Below are 15,096 nucleotides of genomic sequence, written 5' to 3'. Positions count from 1 at the left end.
TCTCCTACAGCACTTCCGGGGCCAGCGAAATAATTTTCATAAAGTTCTGGGCGCGCAGCTCACGGGCCACGGGGCCAAAGATACGCGTACCCACCGGCTCACCCTGGTTGGAGAGCAGCACAGCGGCGTTGCCGTCGAACTTGATGTAGCTGCCGTCCATGCGACGCACTTCTTTAGCGGTACGCACGATAACAGCCTTCATAACATCGCCCTTCTTAACCTTGCTGTGGGGCATTGCTTCCTTAACGGAAACCACGATAATGTCGCCCACCGAGGCGTAGCGGCGGTGTGAACCGCCCAGCACCTTGATGCAGGCAACCTTTTTGGCGCCGGAATTATCGGCCACCTGAAGCGTCGATTCTACCTGGATCATGGCACTACCCTACACGGCTTTTTCAATGATGGAGACCAGATGCCAGCGCTTGTTGCGCGAAAGCGGACGGAACTCCACAATTTTAACCTTGTCGCCCATACCGCATTCGTTCATGGGATCATGAGCCGTGAACTTCTTGCGGCGCCTCACATACTTCTTAAGCAGAGGATGCTTGACCAGGGTCTCGACGCGCACGACAATGGTTTTGTCGTTCTTGTCGCTCACCACAATGCCGGTCAGCATTCTGCCCTTGCGATCTTCCAGAGCTTGCATGTTCAGGCCCTCTGTTCCTTTTCGTTCAATACGGTCTCGATGCGCGCCACCTGCTTGCGCATGACTTTCAGTTCGGAAGTCTTTTCAAGCTGCGCAGCGGCATGCTTGAAGCGGGCGTTCATCAGTTCCTGGCGCTGCTCGGTAAGAGCCGTGCGCAGCTGTTCCACGCTCATGGAGCGAAGATCCTGCGCGGCGGGCCGGGCGGCGGTTTCGGTCTTTTTCTTGGCAGCCATTTAGATGCCCTCCCTCACCACAATGATGGTCTTAACGGGCAGCTTGTGAGCGGCGCGGGTCAGCGCCTCACGCGCGAGGTCAAGGCTCACGCCCTTGATTTCATACAGCACGCGGCCGGGCTTGACCGGAGCGCACCAACCCACGGGTGCGCCCTTACCGGAACCTTGACGGGTTTCCAGAGGCTTGGCCGTTACGGGGCGGTCGGGGAACACACGGATCCACACTTTGCCGCCACGCTTGATGTGACGCATCATGGCGATACGAGCAGCTTCAATCTGCTGGCTGGAAAGCTGGCCATGCTGCACGGTTTTAAGGCCGATATCACCAAACGCAATGGTGGCGCCGCGGGTGGCCAGGCCACGCAGGCGGCCTTTCTGCCACTTGCGGAATTTAACTCTTTTGGGCGCAAGCATTACTGATCAACCTCTTTGTCAAGGATTTCACCCTTATAGATCCACACCTTGACACCAATGATGCCGTAGGTGGTGTGCGCTTCGGCAAAACCGTAGTCAATGTCGGCACGCAGGGTCTGCAAGGGCACTCGGCCATCGCGGTACCATTCGGTACGGGCGATTTCTGCACCGGCCAGACGTCCGGCGCAGGTTACCTTGATGCCTTCGCCGCCAAACTTGCGGGCCATGGACACGGTACGCTTCATGGCGCGCCGGAAGGCCACGCGGCGCTCAAGCTGCTGGGCGATGTTCTCGGCCACCAGCTGGGCGTCCACTTCGGGGCGACGGATTTCGTTCACTTCAAGAGAGAACTCGCGGCCGAACTTCTGACGAAGATCGTTGCGAAGCTTTTCGATTTCCACACCCTTGCGGCCGATAACAATACCGGGGCGAGCGGTGGAAAGGATAAGCCGTACCTTGCCGCCGGCACGTTCGATCTCGATCTTGGAAACCCCGGCATGAAACAGGAGCTTCTTCACGAACGCGCGGATTTTGCTGTCTTCATAGACAAAGGCAGGGTATTCCTTCTTGCTGAACCAGCGGGACTGCCAATTCTTGTTGTACCCAAGCCGGAACCCGAACGGATGTACTTTCTGACCCATAGCCTATTCCTGCCCTTCTGCGAGTATAACGGTGATGTGGCTGGTGCGCTTGTGAATCTTGGTCGCCCGGCCTTGGGCCCGGGGCATAAAGCGCTTCCAGGTGGGGCCTTCGTTCACCACGATTTCCTTCACCACCATGGCATCCACATCAACGCCGCCCAGCTGCGAGGCATTGGCCAACGCGCTCTTGAGCACGCCGAAAAGCACGCCAGCGGGCTTGTTGGGCGTGAAGCGCAGAAGGTTCATAGCCTCCTCCACTCCAAGACCCTGCACGTTCTTGGCCACAAGACGGGTCTTGCGCGGCGAAACGCGCTGGAATTTTGCAATAGCTTTAGATTCCATATGCCTACCCTACTTCTTGCCGGCCTTGGCCTTTTTGTCGGCGGCATGCCCATGGAAGGTACGAGTGGGCGAGAATTCACCCAGCTTGTGACCAACCATGTTTTCGGTAACGAACACCGGCACGAACTTCTTGCCATTGTGCACCGCAAAGGTCAGTCCCACCATTTCGGGCAGGATGGTCGAGCGGCGCGACCAGGTCTTGACTACACGGCGGTCGCTGTTGGCCACGGTGCTGTCGACCTTTTTCATCAGATGGCCGTCAACAAACGGCCCTTTTTTCAACGATCTCGGCATGAGCTACTCCTACTTCTGGCCGCGGCGTTTGATGATCAGCCGGGAAGAGGCCTTCTTCTTGTCGCGGGTCTTGTAACCCTTGGCAGGCATACCCCAAGGCGACACAGGATGACGGCCACCAGAGCTTCTGCCTTCGCCACCGCCCAGGGGGTGGTCGATGGGGTTCATGGCAACGCCGCGAACCTTGGGACGACGACCCAGCCAGCGGTTGCGGCCAGCTTTGCCCAGAGAGATGGTTTCGTGATGCACGTTGCCCACCTGACCCACGGTAGCCACGCAGGTAGCAAGCACCTTGCGCACTTCGCCCGAGGGCAAACGCAGCAGGGCGTAGTTGCCTTCTTTGGCGACCAGCTGGGCGTAGGTACCGGCGGCACGGCACATCTGACCGCCCTTGCCGGGGTAAAGCTCAATGTTGTGCACAACGGTACCCACAGGGATGCGGGCCATCTGCAAAGCATTGCCAGGTTTGATGTCGGCCACGACGCCATTGCGTTCGTTGATGCCGGACATGATCTTGTCACCCTGCTTCAAGCCAACCGGAGCGAGGATGTAGCGCTTTTCGCCGTCCGAATAGTGCAGCAGCGCGATACGGGCGGTACGGTTGGGATCGTATTCAATGTGCGCAACAGTGGCTTCAACGCCGGTCTTGTCGCGCTTGAAATCGATGATGCGGTACAGACGCTTGACACCACCACCGCGACGGCGGCTGGTGACTCGACCCAGATTGTTGCGACCGGCCTTTTTGGTGAGGCCTTCAGTGAGCGACTTCTCAGGGCGCGTCCGGGTGATTTCCTCAAAGTCGGAAACCGTCTGGAAGCGACGCCCCGCGGAGGTCGGTTTCAGCTTGCGGACAGCCATGATTACACTCCCTCGAAGAACTCAATTTTATCGCCCTGGCGCAGCGTAACATACGCTTTCTTCCAGCCGGGCTTACGGCCAACAACGCGACCCTGGCGCTCCCTGTTCATGGGGGCGCGGCGCACTACGTTGACGGCTTCCACTTTAACATCAAAAGCCTTTTCCACGGCCTGCTTGATTTCAAGCTTGTTGGCCAGGGTGTGGACCATAAAGGCCACCTGCTGGGCTTCGTCCTTGATCAAGGTCGTCTTTTCGGTCAGCAGGGGCTTGAGCAGAACAGAAGTGGTTTCCATCTTACGCCCCCTTCTTTGCGAAACGCGCCTGAACAGGTTCGATGGCGCCTTCAAGCAGAACGAGCTGCTTGTGCTTGAGGATTTCAAGCACGCTCAGGCGATCGACAGTGGTCATGGTGAGGCCCGGAATGTTGCGAGCGGAACGGGTCAGCGCGCTGTCTTCGGCGGGAGCCACGATGAGAGCCTTGGAAAGGCCCAGCGTGTCGGCAACCTTGGCGAAATGCTTGGTCTTGGCTTCGGGCAGTTCAATACCCTTGACCACCATCAGGGTCGCGGCAGCCAGGCGGCTCGACAGGGCCATCTTCATGGCCAGGGCGCGCACCTTGCTGTTAACCTTGAAGCTGTAATCGCGGGGGCTGGGTCCGAAGATGATGGCGCCACCGCGCCAAATGGGCGAACGGTTGGAGCCGGAACGGGCGCGGCCCGTACCCTTCTGCTTCCAGGGCTTAGCACCGCCGCCGGAAACCAGCGCACGGGTCTTTACCATATGCGTGCCGGCGCGTTTGGCCGCCATCTGGGCGCGCGCCACGAGATTGAGGATTTCGGGCCTCACCTCGATTTCGAACACGTCGGAAGCCAGCGTAATTTCGCCGCTTTCCTGCTTGTTCTGGTCATATACTTTCACGGTAGCCATTGCTGCTTCCTCTACTGCTTGCGGATCAGCACCAGCCCGTTCTTGGGGCCGGGCACGGAACCTTTGACCAGAATGACGTTGTCCTCAGGACGCACATCAACGATGGTCAGGCCCATTTCCGTAACGGTTTCATTGCCCCAATGGCCCGCCATTTTCCGACCCTTAAAAACGTGGCCAGGAAAGGTGTTGTTACCAATGGAACCATTGTTGCGGTGCACCTTTTCGCAGCCGTGGGTATCTTTGGAACCGGCAAAATTCCAGCGGCGCATACGCCCCTGGTAGCCTTTACCCATGCTTGTGCCGGTCACCTTGACCGTATCGCCTGCGGCGAAAATTTCAACGGTCAGTTCCTGACCCAGCTCCTGCTCCGGCGCACCCGCAAGGCGGATTTCGCGCAGATGGCGGAAAAGACCCTTGCCAGCCTTGGCAAAGTGTCCCTGCATAGCCTTGGTGCTGTGCTTTTCCTTAGCGGGGGTCAGCGCGATCTGAACGGCGTTGTAGCCGTCCGTCTCCGCAGTTTTGACCTGGGTGACGGGGCACGGACCGGCCTCAATCACCGTGACGGGCACGGCAGCGCCAGCGCCGTCAAATATGCGGGTCATACCAAGTTTGCGACCCAAAATTCCCATTTTCTCAGCCATGACTGCCTCTCGCTAGAGCTTGATTTCCACGTCCACACCGGCGGGCAACGAAAGCTTGCCCAGCGCGTCGACGGTCTGCTGCGTGGGTTCCAGGATATCCATGAGCCGCTTGTGAATGCGCATTTCAAACTGCTCACGGGACTTTTTGTCCACATGCACGGAACGCTGCACGGTGTACTTGTGAATGTTGGTGGGCAGGGGAATTGGTCCCGCCACACCGGCACCGGTATTGCGCGCCGTATCCACGATTTCCGCAACGGCTTTATCCAGAATGCGGTAATCGTAGGCTTTGAGCTTGATCCGAATGCGATCGCTGCTAACTGTCGTCATTGTGCCTACTCCGTTTGCAAAAACATCCCGCGCGGCCTTTTGGGCTACGAGCGCGGGCTCCTTCACAGCATACGCGGGCCATGAAGCATGGCCCGAAGGGCCGACCTCACCCTGGCAAGGAACGGAAAACGGAGCAACGTAAGGGGTTGCGCTAATGCGCGCATCACGCCTGAAATTTCAGGAAGAATTCGGAAGATTGGACGCCTGAACGCGCCTGCATCATCCGCGTGATGCTCCCCAGCGTCGCCCAGGCTAAGCCACTCATAGAAAGAGCAGCTAAGCGGTCCCGCAGGGTCACCAAATGGGGGCTATCCCCCTACCTTACAGCCCCGGGTCACGCGCGGCCTGGGGGCTGCGGTGGGATCCGTCTTTGGGCTGGAACGGCTCGACATTGTCCGGCATTCGGTAACGCCTGCACATGTCAAAACCCTCTGCAACCAGATATTGTGGTCACTTTGGGGTGCATCAGAATGGGCTCAACCCACCCTTCCCTGCCGTCCAGGGACGCCGATAAAAATCGCTTCTTATCGCGCGGAGATTTTTTCTATCCAAGTTCCCCTTGAACGTCAAGCCATTTTTGCATTATTTTTATCACGTCATCCAGGTTTTTTGCCGCGCCAATCTTACTCCTTGACGCTTACCCCTGCAAAAAATTAAAAGAGCGCACCCTTCCGGCAATTTGCCAAGATGACTCCCTTTTGTCGCACAGTCTTCACTATTTTGCGCTAACTTGTCATCTTAGCTGTCAATATTTTCAGGAGATCCCATGTCCATGATTGAAGCCTCCAACAGGGCAAAACTCAATTCATACCAAGACACTGTCATTAATTACATTACTAAAGAGAATGGGCATATCCTGGCAGTGAGCGATGACCAGGCCTTTTGTACGCAGTTGCGCCTTACCCTTGCCAAAGAGATGGGCCTTACGGCTCAGAGCATTTTTACCGCCATTGCGGACCCCCGCATGATGCTTCGCGAGCTGCGAGACATTCTGGCCCGGCACCCTGCCCCTCTTATCTTCATGGAGCGCAGTATAGGCGGACAGGATCTGAGCTTCCTAGTTGGCCAGATCAAGCAGGCCTTTACCGCGCTTAAGATTATTGTGCTTACGGGCGATGTGCAGCGCGACCGCCTCATGCTGCTTCACGAAGTCGGGGCGGACAACTTTATTGCCAAGCCTGTTTCTGCCAATACGCTTATTGAAAAAATGGCTTTTACCCTCAGGCCGCAAAGCAAGCTGGGGCAGGTCATTGACGTGGCGAAGAAACTGTTGGCGCAAAAAAAATACGACATGGCACTGACAGCCTGCCAGAAGGTTTTGCAACTCAAGCCGGGCAGCGCTGCGGCGTTTCTGCTCATGGGCGATATTTTCCGCGCCACCCAGCAATACGACAAAGCCCGTATTGCCTACGAATCCGCCGCAAAATCTGCCGATCTCTACCTCGCTCCGCTTCAGCGCCTTGCAGAAATGTACGCGGAAATAGGGGATGTGCCCCAGCAGGTGCGTTACCTCGAAAAACTGGATTCGATCTCGCCCCTCAACGTGAACCGCAAAGTGAGCCTTGGCGAGGCCCACCTGGCAAACGGCGATGTGGAAAAGGCCGAGGCCTTTTTTGAAAAAGCTGTGGTGCAGATGAACCGGGAAGCTGCCGATGGCCTCAGCGCGCTTTCAAGCCGTATTGCCGGCATTTATGGCGAGCGCGACCCGGAAAAGGCAGAAAAATTTCTGCGCAACAGTCTTGAAGCCAAGGGCAAGCGCCTTGGCCGGGAAGATTTGGCCCTGTTCAACCAGCTTGGCATCAGCCTGCGCAGGCAGGGCCGCTGGCAGGACGCCATCACTGAATACAAGCGCGCCATCAAAATCGCCCCTGACGATCCAACGCTCTATTATAATGTAGGCATGGCCTTTGCCGAAGGCGCGGATTTTATCCAGGCCAAGGCAAATCTGGTAAAAGCTCTGGATCTGGATCCGGAAATGGTCAAGAGCAGCGCTTCCATCGCCTGTAACTTTGGAGCGGTCTTTCTTCAGTCAGGCGACCGTGACAGGTCGGTACAGTTTTTTCAGTTGGCCCTTGCCCTCAAGCCCGGCATGCAACTTGCCCTTCAAGGCTTGGAGCGCGCAAAAAAGTGATTCTGCGAGGTTGTCTGCTGGCACGGTTATAGGCGCACTTGCACCTCCCCACCTGTTCTTTGACCAATAATATTTTTGGATCGTCACATTGCCAACCTCAATGTTATGTCTTATTTTTAAGGGATGCCGTGTATTGTCCCCTTGGGGTAAGACACTGCGCATTCAGCACATTCCGCAGCGCACCCAACATTGGTGTTTGCGCTGCGCAAGCGACTGGCCATTGTGCTAGACAGATCAGACCGAAAATGTTTGTCTGCACAGCGCGGATACTGAAAAATCCTCGCCACGGTTGCTTTTCCGTTACGGACGAGACAGTAGATATACTTAGTCGGTAAGCGAGCATTTCAAAGTGAAAATGCTCTAGTAAGGAGACTTCATGTTTGGTTTTCTTTTCAAAAAAATCTTCGGCAGCACCAACGACCGCTACTTGCGCAAGCTCCGCCCCATGGTGCAGCGCATCAATGCGTTCGAGCCTGAAATGCAGCAACTGGCCGATGCCGATTTTCCTGTACGCATAGCGCAATACCGTCAGGAAGTGCAGGACGGCACCAGAACTCTGGAAGCTCTGCTGCCCGAAGTTTTTGCTCTGGTGCGCGAGGCCTCAAGCCGCAGACTGGGTATGCGTCACTATGACGTGCAGCTCATCGGCGGCATGGTGCTGCACAAGGGCAAGATTGCCGAAATGAAGACCGGTGAAGGCAAAACCCTTGTAGCTACCCTGCCCGTGGTGCTCAACGCCCTGTCAGGCAAGGGCGTGCATGTGGTCACGGTCAACGACTACCTCGCCAAGCGCGACTCGGCCTGGATGGGCCAGTTGTATGAATTCCTCGGCCTGAGCACGGGCGTTATTGTGCATGGCCTTGATGACGAAGAGCGCAAAGCCGAATACGCCAAGGATATCACCTACGGCACCAATAATGAATTCGGCTTTGACTATCTGCGCGACAACATGAAGTTCTACGCCAACCAGCTGGTGCAACGCGGGCACAATTTTGCCATTGTGGACGAAGTGGACTCCATCCTCATCGACGAAGCCAGAACGCCGCTCATCATTTCCGGCGCATCTGATGAATCGGTGGGCATGTACCGCACTGTGGACGACATTGTCCGTCAGCTCACCCCTGAGCACTACACGGTTGACGAAAAGGCCCGCACCGCCATGCTCACCGATGAAGGCGTAGCCCGGTGTGAGGAACTGCTCAAGCTGGACAACCTTTTTGATCCCGCAAACATTACGGCCCAGCACCATGTGATGCAGTCGCTCAAGGCGCATCAGATTTTCAAGCGCGATGTGGATTATATTGTTCAAGAAGATCAGGTGATTATTGTTGACGAATTCACTGGCCGCCTTATGGCTGGCCGCCGCTATTCGGATGGCCTGCATCAGGCTCTGGAAGCCAAGGAACACGTCACCATTGCCGCTGAAAACCAGACCCTTGCCTCCATCACCTTCCAGAACTACTTCCGCCTGTACGACAAACTTTCGGGCATGACGGGTACTGCGGATACCGAAGCTGTGGAATTCCATCAGATCTACAGCCTCGAGGTTATCTCCATTCCGCCCAACAGGCCCATGGTTCGCAAGGATTATCCTGACCTTATCTACCGGTCGCGGCAGGAAAAGTTTGACGCCATTGTTGAAGCCATTGCCGAATTGCACAAAAAAGAGCAGCCCGTGCTTGTGGGCACAATTTCCATTGAAACGTCCGAAATGCTTTCGCATCGACTGAGCAAGCTCGGTATTCCGCACAGCGTGCTCAATGCCAAGCAGCATGAAAAAGAAGCCGAAATCGTGGCGCTGGCAGGCCAGAAAGGCCGCGTCACCATTGCCACCAACATGGCTGGCCGCGGCACGGACATCATGCTGGGCGAAGGCGTTGTGGATCTGGGCGGCCTGCACATTCTCGGCACAGAACGCCACGAAAGCCGCCGCATCGACAACCAGCTGCGTGGCCGCTCGGGCCGTCAGGGCGACCCCGGCTCTTCGCGCTTCTACCTTTCGCTGGAAGACGACCTCATGCGTCTCTTTGGCTCTGACCGCATCAAGGGCCTCATGGAAAAGCTGGGTCTGCGCGATGGCGAGGCCATTGAGAACGCCATGGTTACCCGCGCTGTGGAAGGCGCTCAAAAACGTGTGGAAGCCCACCACTTTGAAATACGCAAAACACTGCTCGATTATGACAACGTCATGAACCAGCAGCGCGAAGTTATCTACACCCTGCGCCGCGAGCTCATGGTTGAAGAAGACCTTGAGCCTGTTTTGCAGGAATTCATGAGCGATGTGCTGGACGACGTGTACAGCCCGCTGGCATCCCTGCCTGTGGACAGCCAGGACGAAGCCCGCGCCGCAGCTCTGGCGCGTCTGCGCGAGGTTTTCAACCTTGACAGGGTGCTTGAAGAAGGCGCGCGCCTGCCCGAGCGCGAAGAAACCGAGGTTATGGCACAGGGCATTCTTGACAAGCTCAAGGCAGAAACCGGCCCCACCTATGCCGACATCCTTCGTTACTTCCTGCTGGAAGAGCTTGACCGCTGCTGGAAAGAACATTTGCGCAACATGGACGCCCTGCGCGACGGCATAGGTCTGCGCGGCTACGGTCAGCGCGATCCCAAGCTGGAGTACAAGCGCGAAGGCTTTGAAATGTTCCAGGCCATGCTGTTCCAGATTCGAGAGAGCGTGTTCCGCGCCCTTACGCGTATCCGGGTGCAGATTGAGCCTATCGCCGCCGAGCCGGAACAGCAGGAGGTGGAAGCGCCGATCGAAGAGCCGCAGCATTCTCCCGTGTCGCGGGAATACCGTCATAAGGAAAGCAGCTCGCAGCTTTCTTACTCCAGCGGCGGCAGCATTTCGGAAGACCCCAAGAAGCCCGCCAAGGCCGCGCCGCGTATTGGCCGCAACGACCTTTGCCCCTGCGGCAGCGGCAAAAAGTACAAAAAGTGCTGCGGGCAGGATAAATAACTGTTTATATTGCGCCACAAGCGCGATACCTAGAAATACAAAAGGCGGGGACAACCCCGCCTTTTTATGTTCCATGCTCTGTGCGTATGCTGCAACTATACTCGCGCGCGCCGATCACGCGGCGCGGCAGACAAGACGTCCTATGCCTGGGATGAAAAAAACTTTGTCCCGACGCTGCCAATGATAATCAGGGCAATGAAAAACAGCTGGGGCAGCGAAACCTTGTCGCCGAAAAAAAGCGCCCCGCCCAGGACCACGCCCACCGTGCCAGCACCTGTCCAGAGGGCATAGGTCATACCCGCCGGGAGCCCGCGCATGGCCAGCGCCAGCAGGCCCATATTCACAAAGCTCAGCGCAATGGGCACTGCCGCAGCCTGCCAGTTGCCCAACGAAGAAGCCCACTTGAGGCTGAGCGCCCACAAAATCTCGGTAACCACTGCCAAACTCAATGCAAACCATGCCATATCCAATACTCCTTTGCGTGGGCTCGGATAAAAAGGCACGGCCTGCGGAAACCCAAAAGAACAGAACAATGCATCCACGGAACGGCGTACAACTGCCATCTGCCCACAGATGTGTCAACCCGCGAAGCCTGATCCCGAAAATCAGAAATAATCCGAAAAATACGGCTTGTCCGGCGGGATCAGCGTCTCCAGCGTTTTCAGCAGATGATAGTCCATGTCGATGCGGTCATTATTGTACAGATAGGTGGGGCGCTTGTAGCCCATGAGCATGGTCGTGAGCGTTTTGATATCCAGCGAAAGGCGATGCCCTGTGCTCCAGGTGCTTACCTTTTCGCAAAACGTGCGCCCATCACGCCAGCTTACATGGAATATCCCGTTGTTCCACGGGGCCATGACATCGCTCACTTCCAGTTCAAGCGTCAATTTGGGGTCTTCAAACTGGAAGGAATACTGTTCGATAAAGCGCTGTACATCCACAATGCGGGCCATGGCGTAGGGCTGAATGCTCTCGTCAATTTCGCTGTCTTCAAACTGGAAGGCAATGGGTTCGCCAGTGTAGTTGGCGCCTTCCACCTTGGTGATCATGGAAAAATGGGCGCTGATGTAGTTCCAGATGCCGTATTTGGCCTCCTGGTTCAGGTAGACCATTTCCTTGATGCTGAAAACTTCGTTCTCAATGTAGTAGATAACATAGCCCAGGGGCTTGCCGTCGGCGCTGTAGTACACCGCCGCCATGACGTCGTCCGAATCCCATCGCCAGTATTCCTCCCACTCCAGCTTGCCGCGAATAAGCGCGCCGTGTTCCTGAAGGGCAAAATACTTGTAAACGCGGTGCAGGTCTTCGCACTCGATGTCCACGCGCTCGATCTGCCCGTCCACCGGGTGGCGCTTGGGAAGCTGGGTGTCCTTGATGGCAAAGGTCATCTTGTCCGAAACAATTTCCCAACCGTGCTTGCGGTACAGGGGGATGGAATAGGGGCAGAGATAGGAAACTATCTGCTGCTGCGAGCGCATGTATTCAAGGCTTTTGCCGATGAGCGAATGGATCAGCCCCCGCCCCGTGTATTCGGGATACGTTGCCACGCCGGTGATGCCGCCCATTTTGCAGATTTCGCCCTGGATATTCACTTCCATCGGGTAGATGACGATCTGCGAGGCAAGGTGCCCCTTGTAGAACCAGCCCATGACGTGCGATGCCTCAAATATGGGCATCTTGGACTGCTTCATCTCCATGTCAGACCAGCCGATGCGGGCCATTTCAGATGTGCTGACCTGAAAAGCGTAGCGCAGCAGGGCCTCAAACTCCTCAAAATCTTCTTCGCCAAGCTGGCGCAATTCAAAGGCTTCTGTGCCTACGTCCTTGCCCGAAGGGGCTTCTCTGTGGGGGGCGGCAGTGCCCTGCGCGGCTGACCCGCGCTCGGGTCGGGCAACGGGAACAAGCGGCGCGCCATCGCGTTCGTCAGGGGGAACCCCTGCGCCACGAAAAGGATGCGGCTCAAGCCGTGGCCCCTCAAGAGGGGGAAGATGTTGCTGTTTATGAAGAATACGCATGCAATGCCTTCCAGATAAGTGTGGAAAACCGCTGTACATCGGGTGACCCGATTGCGCAAGAGGCTTGACTTGGCCGCCGCAAACGGACGGTTGGGGGGCTGATCAGATATGAAGGCCGGCAGCGTCGCGGCGTTCTTTCAAGCCTTCAAGCACAGCCGAGCTGACTCGCAAGCCCCCGTAGCCCTGTCCCAGACGGATAGTGGGCTTGTTTGATCCGTGATAGTCCGATCCGCCGGAAACGCCAAGGTCAAAACGCTTGGCCAGGGCCAGGCAGGTGCGTATATCGGCCTCGGAATGCTCGCTGTGGTAGGCCTCAATGGCGCTGAGCCCGTATTCCTTGAGGCGGGCCACCATGGAATCCAGCCACCCGGCGGGGGCCTTCCAGAGCAGCGGATGCGCCAGGCATACCGTCGCCCCCATGGAGGCCAGCAACCGGACGCTTTCATCAGGCTCCAGCACGGTTTTGGGTAAATATGCCTTGCCCCGGCTGCCCAGAAATTCCTTGAAAACCTGCCGGGGATCCTTGGCGAATCCCTTGCGAAGCATCACAGCCGCGATGTGCGGTCGCCCCACGCTTTCGCCCCTGGCCGCCGCCAGCACTTCTTCCATGCTGATGTCGTAGCCGAGATCCTGCAACTTTTTTACTATGCCTACATTGCGCTCTGCCCGCATTTCGCGCAGCCAGCGCAGTTTTTCCAGCAAAGGCTGGGGATTTTCCGGTAGCCACAAGCCAAGAATGTGCAGTTCGCCCAGTTCCGTGCCTGTCGAAATTTCGCAGCCGCGCACAACCTCAATACCAAGCTCGCGCCCGGTCCGCTGCCCCTCATCAAGGCCAGACAGGGTATCGTGGTCAGTAATTGCCACTGCGGCAAGGCCTGCGGCATGGGCCTTGCCCACAAGCTGGGCCGGTGTGTCCGTACCGTCAGAAGCGGTGGAATGCGTGTGCAGATCGATAAACTTCATACTATCTTTCATGGGATAATTATTATACCGCAAAATGACAATATGGGGCAAGCCTTGAACTGGAAGACGCTTGGAGATAGACTACCCCCTCACGATTAACAGAAGGATTCTTTATGCCTATGGAAACCCGCGAGTTACTGCAAATTCTGGCTTGCCCCAAATGCCTGGGCAACCTTGTGGCGCTGGAAGACAACGGTTCAGTCGCCGCCTTTGCCTGCAAGGCCTGCGGCGTGGTCTATCCAGTGCGCGACAATATTCCCATCATGCTTGTGGAAGAAGCGATTCCCCTTGAAGACTGGAACAGGGAACACCCTGCTGCCAAGGAATGCGCCTGATGCGTCTGCTTGTTGCCTCCGACCTTCACGGGTCTGTTGAAAGTCTGCTTTTTTTGCTGGAAAAAGCGCGTGAGCTTACCCCTGACGCACTGGTGCTGCTGGGCGATCTGGTTTACCACGGCCCGCGCAATCCCCTGCCGCAGGGCTACGACACCCGCTCTGTACTGCAAACCATGCCCGATCTTTCGGCCTTGCCCTGCCCGGTGATGGCAGTGCGCGGCAACTGCGATGCCGAGGTTGATCTGTGCCTTTTGCCCTTTGCAGTCACAGAATCCACCTGGATTGAAGCAGACGGCCTGAGCATTTTTGCCAGCCACGGGCACCACCTGCCAGAGCGCCCGCCGTGCCCCGGCATCAAAGCCGGAACGGTGCTCTTGCGCGGGCATACCCATGTGCCGCGCGGCGAAACCATTGATGGCCTGCACTTCTGGAACCCCGGCTCCCTTTCCCTGCCCAAGAGCGGCTCGCCCCGCACCTACGGCCTTATAGAAAACGGCGTCTTTTGCGTGCTGGACATGCAGGGCGGCGAAATCTTGCGCCACGCCCCCGCACCGCGCTAATCAGGTTTTACCATGTCCTACAATCTTGCCCCGTGCCCGGCCCCTGCCGATACGTCCGCGCAGATGCGCCCGCTGTTCCGCATGGCCTCAGGCCTTGAATTGCTGCTGGCTTCGGCCTCGCCCCGCAGACGGCAGTTTTTGAATGAATGGGGAATCCCCTTCCGTCTGGCCCTCACCAATGCTGATGAACCACGCCCGGAACAGGGCGAATCCCCGGAGGCGTATACCCGCCGCGCGGCCGCTGCCAAGGCGCTGGCATCAGGCCATGCAGTTCGCCAGCAAGGCGCAGCCAACCATGAATTGCAGCCCGTGATTCTGGCCGCAGATACCGTTGTGGCCGTGGACGGCGATATTCTTGGCAAGCCGGAAAACCCGGCTCACGCCTTGCGCATGCTGGAGCGCCTCAACGGTCGCGGGCATGAAGTTATCAGCGCCGTGTGCCTGCTCCTGCCTGCCGATGCAGCCATTGGCTCTGTGCAAGCAGCCGCCGCATCTGCTGGCACCAATACTGGCCTCAATGTAGACGAATGCTGTATCGATTCGTACCGCATGCTGTCATTCAGCGACACCAGCCGTGTTATCTTCCACCACTGGCCTCAGCCTGTGCTGCAAGCCTATCTGGACACCGGTGAGCCGCACGACAAAGCGGGCGCATATGCCATCCAGGGGCAGGGAGCCGTGCTGGTTGAGCGCGTTGACGGCTCATGGAGCACCGTAGTGGGCCTGCCCGTCACCCAGCTTGCCCAGGTCATGCTGGACAGGGGCCTCATGCTGCCCTGCGCCTGACAGATACTCCCTTTTCGCCATGAC

At 57.3% G+C, this 15,096-nt stretch carries 20 protein-coding genes; 5 read left to right on the top strand and 15 right to left on the bottom strand.

Features of this window, described 5'->3' with window-relative positions:
• Window positions 1–4: 4 nt before the first annotated feature.
• The 12 genes from rplN to rpsJ are packed head-to-tail and all read right to left on the bottom strand — an operon-like array spanning window position 5 to window position 5,326.
• The gene (rplN, locus tag NE637_RS09630; protein ID WP_022658157.1) at window positions 5–373 is read right to left on the bottom strand and encodes a 50S ribosomal protein L14; all 369 of its coding nucleotides are present in this window, start codon (window positions 371–373) and stop codon (window positions 5–7) included.
• 9 nt (window positions 374–382) lie between these two features.
• Window positions 383–646, bottom strand: a complete 264-nt coding sequence (rpsQ, locus tag NE637_RS09625) for a 30S ribosomal protein S17 (RefSeq protein ID WP_022658156.1) — start codon at window positions 644–646, stop codon at window positions 383–385.
• Between the two features lie 2 nt (window positions 647–648).
• Window positions 649–879: a 50S ribosomal protein L29 gene (gene rpmC, locus NE637_RS09620; protein WP_192113621.1), complete on the bottom strand. Its 231-nt coding sequence runs from the start codon at window positions 877–879 to the stop codon at window positions 649–651.
• Window positions 880–1,293: a 50S ribosomal protein L16 gene (gene rplP / locus NE637_RS09615; protein WP_022658154.1), complete on the bottom strand. Its 414-nt coding sequence runs from the start codon at window positions 1,291–1,293 to the stop codon at window positions 880–882.
• Window positions 1,293–1,934 (bottom strand): 30S ribosomal protein S3, encoded by a 642-nt coding sequence (gene rpsC, locus NE637_RS09610; protein WP_192113622.1) that lies wholly within the window; start codon window positions 1,932–1,934, stop codon window positions 1,293–1,295. The genes rplP and rpsC overlap by 1 nt, the downstream gene beginning before the upstream one ends.
• 3 nt (window positions 1,935–1,937) lie before the next feature.
• Window positions 1,938–2,276: a 50S ribosomal protein L22 gene (gene rplV / locus NE637_RS09605; RefSeq protein ID WP_022658152.1), complete on the bottom strand. Its 339-nt coding sequence runs from the start codon at window positions 2,274–2,276 to the stop codon at window positions 1,938–1,940.
• A gap of 9 nt (window positions 2,277–2,285) precedes the next feature.
• Complete coding sequence (gene rpsS, locus NE637_RS09600) at window positions 2,286–2,570, bottom strand: 30S ribosomal protein S19 (RefSeq protein WP_022658151.1); 285 nt, start codon at window positions 2,568–2,570, stop codon at window positions 2,286–2,288.
• Between the two features lie 9 nt (window positions 2,571–2,579).
• Window positions 2,580–3,428, bottom strand: a complete 849-nt coding sequence (gene rplB, locus NE637_RS09595) for a 50S ribosomal protein L2 (RefSeq protein ID WP_192113623.1) — start codon at window positions 3,426–3,428, stop codon at window positions 2,580–2,582.
• A 2-nt stretch (window positions 3,429–3,430) separates the two neighbouring features.
• Complete coding sequence (gene rplW, locus NE637_RS09590) at window positions 3,431–3,721, bottom strand: 50S ribosomal protein L23 (protein WP_192113624.1); 291 nt, start codon at window positions 3,719–3,721, stop codon at window positions 3,431–3,433.
• Window position 3,722: 1 nt separating this feature from the next.
• On the bottom strand, window positions 3,723–4,355 hold the full coding sequence (gene rplD / locus NE637_RS09585) for a 50S ribosomal protein L4 (protein ID WP_192113625.1): 633 nt from the start codon (window positions 4,353–4,355) through the stop codon (window positions 3,723–3,725).
• Between the two features lie 11 nt (window positions 4,356–4,366).
• Window positions 4,367–4,996, bottom strand: coding sequence for a 50S ribosomal protein L3 (gene rplC / locus NE637_RS09580; RefSeq protein ID WP_192113626.1), 630 nt, complete (start codon window positions 4,994–4,996; stop codon window positions 4,367–4,369).
• Window positions 4,997–5,008: 12 nt separating this feature from the next.
• On the bottom strand, window positions 5,009–5,326 hold the full coding sequence (gene rpsJ / locus NE637_RS09575; protein ID WP_022658146.1) for a 30S ribosomal protein S10: 318 nt from the start codon (window positions 5,324–5,326) through the stop codon (window positions 5,009–5,011).
• 766 nt (window positions 5,327–6,092) lie between these two features.
• Here rpsJ and NE637_RS09570 point away from each other — a divergent pair.
• Window positions 6,093–7,457 (top strand): tetratricopeptide repeat protein, encoded by a 1,365-nt coding sequence (locus NE637_RS09570; protein WP_227118749.1) that lies wholly within the window; start codon window positions 6,093–6,095, stop codon window positions 7,455–7,457.
• Window positions 7,458–7,833: 376 nt separating this feature from the next.
• On the top strand, window positions 7,834–10,413 hold the full coding sequence (gene secA / locus NE637_RS09565) for a preprotein translocase subunit SecA (protein ID WP_192113627.1): 2,580 nt from the start codon (window positions 7,834–7,836) through the stop codon (window positions 10,411–10,413).
• Window positions 10,414–10,553: 140 nt separating this feature from the next.
• Here the strand turns inward: secA and NE637_RS09560 are convergent, their stop codons facing one another.
• The 3 genes from NE637_RS09560 to NE637_RS09550 form a co-directional block, all read right to left on the bottom strand.
• A complete protein-coding gene (locus tag NE637_RS09560; protein ID WP_192113628.1) occupies window positions 10,554–10,877 on the bottom strand; it encodes a DMT family transporter in 324 nt (107 codons plus the stop codon).
• Window positions 10,878–11,018: 141 nt separating this feature from the next.
• Window positions 11,019–12,428, bottom strand: coding sequence for a GNAT family N-acetyltransferase (locus tag NE637_RS09555; RefSeq protein ID WP_225530076.1), 1,410 nt, complete (start codon window positions 12,426–12,428; stop codon window positions 11,019–11,021).
• A 102-nt stretch (window positions 12,429–12,530) separates the two neighbouring features.
• Window positions 12,531–13,391: a PHP domain-containing protein gene (locus NE637_RS09550; RefSeq protein WP_192113629.1), complete on the bottom strand. Its 861-nt coding sequence runs from the start codon at window positions 13,389–13,391 to the stop codon at window positions 12,531–12,533.
• Window positions 13,392–13,504: 113 nt separating this feature from the next.
• Between NE637_RS09550 and NE637_RS09545 the strand changes: the two genes are divergently transcribed.
• Genes NE637_RS09545 through NE637_RS09535 form a run of 3 tightly spaced genes read left to right on the top strand, consistent with a single transcriptional unit; the run spans window position 13,505 to window position 15,072 of the window.
• The gene (locus NE637_RS09545; protein WP_022658140.1) at window positions 13,505–13,726 is read left to right on the top strand and encodes a Trm112 family protein; all 222 of its coding nucleotides are present in this window, start codon (window positions 13,505–13,507) and stop codon (window positions 13,724–13,726) included.
• Window positions 13,726–14,286 carry a phosphodiesterase gene (yfcE, locus tag NE637_RS09540; protein WP_192113630.1) on the top strand — a complete coding sequence of 187 codons (561 nt, stop codon included), beginning with the start codon at window positions 13,726–13,728 and terminating at the stop codon, window positions 14,284–14,286. Before NE637_RS09545 ends, yfcE begins: the two co-directional genes overlap by 1 nt.
• 12 nt (window positions 14,287–14,298) lie before the next feature.
• Window positions 14,299–15,072, top strand: a complete 774-nt coding sequence (locus tag NE637_RS09535) for a Maf family protein (protein ID WP_227118748.1) — start codon at window positions 14,299–14,301, stop codon at window positions 15,070–15,072.
• Window positions 15,073–15,096 lie beyond the last annotated feature (24 nt).

Origin of the sequence: Desulfovibrio desulfuricans (assembly GCF_024460775.1) — a bacterium.
Classification (GTDB): domain Bacteria; phylum Desulfobacterota; class Desulfovibrionia; order Desulfovibrionales; family Desulfovibrionaceae; genus Desulfovibrio; species Desulfovibrio desulfuricans_E.
Note: the sequence above shows the minus strand (reverse complement) of the source record. Positions and strands in the feature narration are given on the sequence as shown.

Bases quoted from the DNA above. Each gene is read 5' to 3' on its own strand.
- rpsS (WP_022658151.1), bottom strand. From the start codon at position 2,570: ATGCCGAGATCGTTGAAAAAAGGGCCGTTTGTTGACGGCCATCTGATG.
- secA (WP_192113627.1), top strand. From the start codon at position 7,834: ATGTTTGGTTTTCTTTTCAAAAAAATCTTCGGCAGCACCAACGACCGC.
- rpmC (WP_192113621.1), bottom strand. From the start codon at position 879: ATGGCTGCCAAGAAAAAGACCGAAACCGCCGCCCGGCCCGCCGCGCAG.
- NE637_RS09570 (WP_227118749.1), top strand. From the start codon at position 6,093: ATGTCCATGATTGAAGCCTCCAACAGGGCAAAACTCAATTCATACCAA.
- rplV (WP_022658152.1), bottom strand. From the start codon at position 2,276: ATGGAATCTAAAGCTATTGCAAAATTCCAGCGCGTTTCGCCGCGCAAG.
- rplC (WP_192113626.1), bottom strand. From the start codon at position 4,996: ATGGCTGAGAAAATGGGAATTTTGGGTCGCAAACTTGGTATGACCCGC.
- yfcE (WP_192113630.1), top strand. From the start codon at position 13,726: ATGCGTCTGCTTGTTGCCTCCGACCTTCACGGGTCTGTTGAAAGTCTG.
- rplB (WP_192113623.1), bottom strand. From the start codon at position 3,428: ATGGCTGTCCGCAAGCTGAAACCGACCTCCGCGGGGCGTCGCTTCCAG.
- rpsQ (WP_022658156.1), bottom strand. From the start codon at position 646: ATGCAAGCTCTGGAAGATCGCAAGGGCAGAATGCTGACCGGCATTGTG.
- NE637_RS09545 (WP_022658140.1), top strand. From the start codon at position 13,505: ATGCCTATGGAAACCCGCGAGTTACTGCAAATTCTGGCTTGCCCCAAA.
- NE637_RS09560 (WP_192113628.1), bottom strand. From the start codon at position 10,877: ATGGCATGGTTTGCATTGAGTTTGGCAGTGGTTACCGAGATTTTGTGG.
- rplW (WP_192113624.1), bottom strand. From the start codon at position 3,721: ATGGAAACCACTTCTGTTCTGCTCAAGCCCCTGCTGACCGAAAAGACG.
- rplP (WP_022658154.1), bottom strand. From the start codon at position 1,293: ATGCTTGCGCCCAAAAGAGTTAAATTCCGCAAGTGGCAGAAAGGCCGC.
- rplN (WP_022658157.1), bottom strand. From the start codon at position 373: ATGATCCAGGTAGAATCGACGCTTCAGGTGGCCGATAATTCCGGCGCC.
- NE637_RS09535 (WP_227118748.1), top strand. From the start codon at position 14,299: ATGTCCTACAATCTTGCCCCGTGCCCGGCCCCTGCCGATACGTCCGCG.
- NE637_RS09555 (WP_225530076.1), bottom strand. From the start codon at position 12,428: ATGCGTATTCTTCATAAACAGCAACATCTTCCCCCTCTTGAGGGGCCA.
- NE637_RS09550 (WP_192113629.1), bottom strand. From the start codon at position 13,391: ATGAAGTTTATCGATCTGCACACGCATTCCACCGCTTCTGACGGTACG.
- rpsJ (WP_022658146.1), bottom strand. From the start codon at position 5,326: ATGACGACAGTTAGCAGCGATCGCATTCGGATCAAGCTCAAAGCCTAC.
- rpsC (WP_192113622.1), bottom strand. From the start codon at position 1,934: ATGGGTCAGAAAGTACATCCGTTCGGGTTCCGGCTTGGGTACAACAAG.
- rplD (WP_192113625.1), bottom strand. From the start codon at position 4,355: ATGGCTACCGTGAAAGTATATGACCAGAACAAGCAGGAAAGCGGCGAA.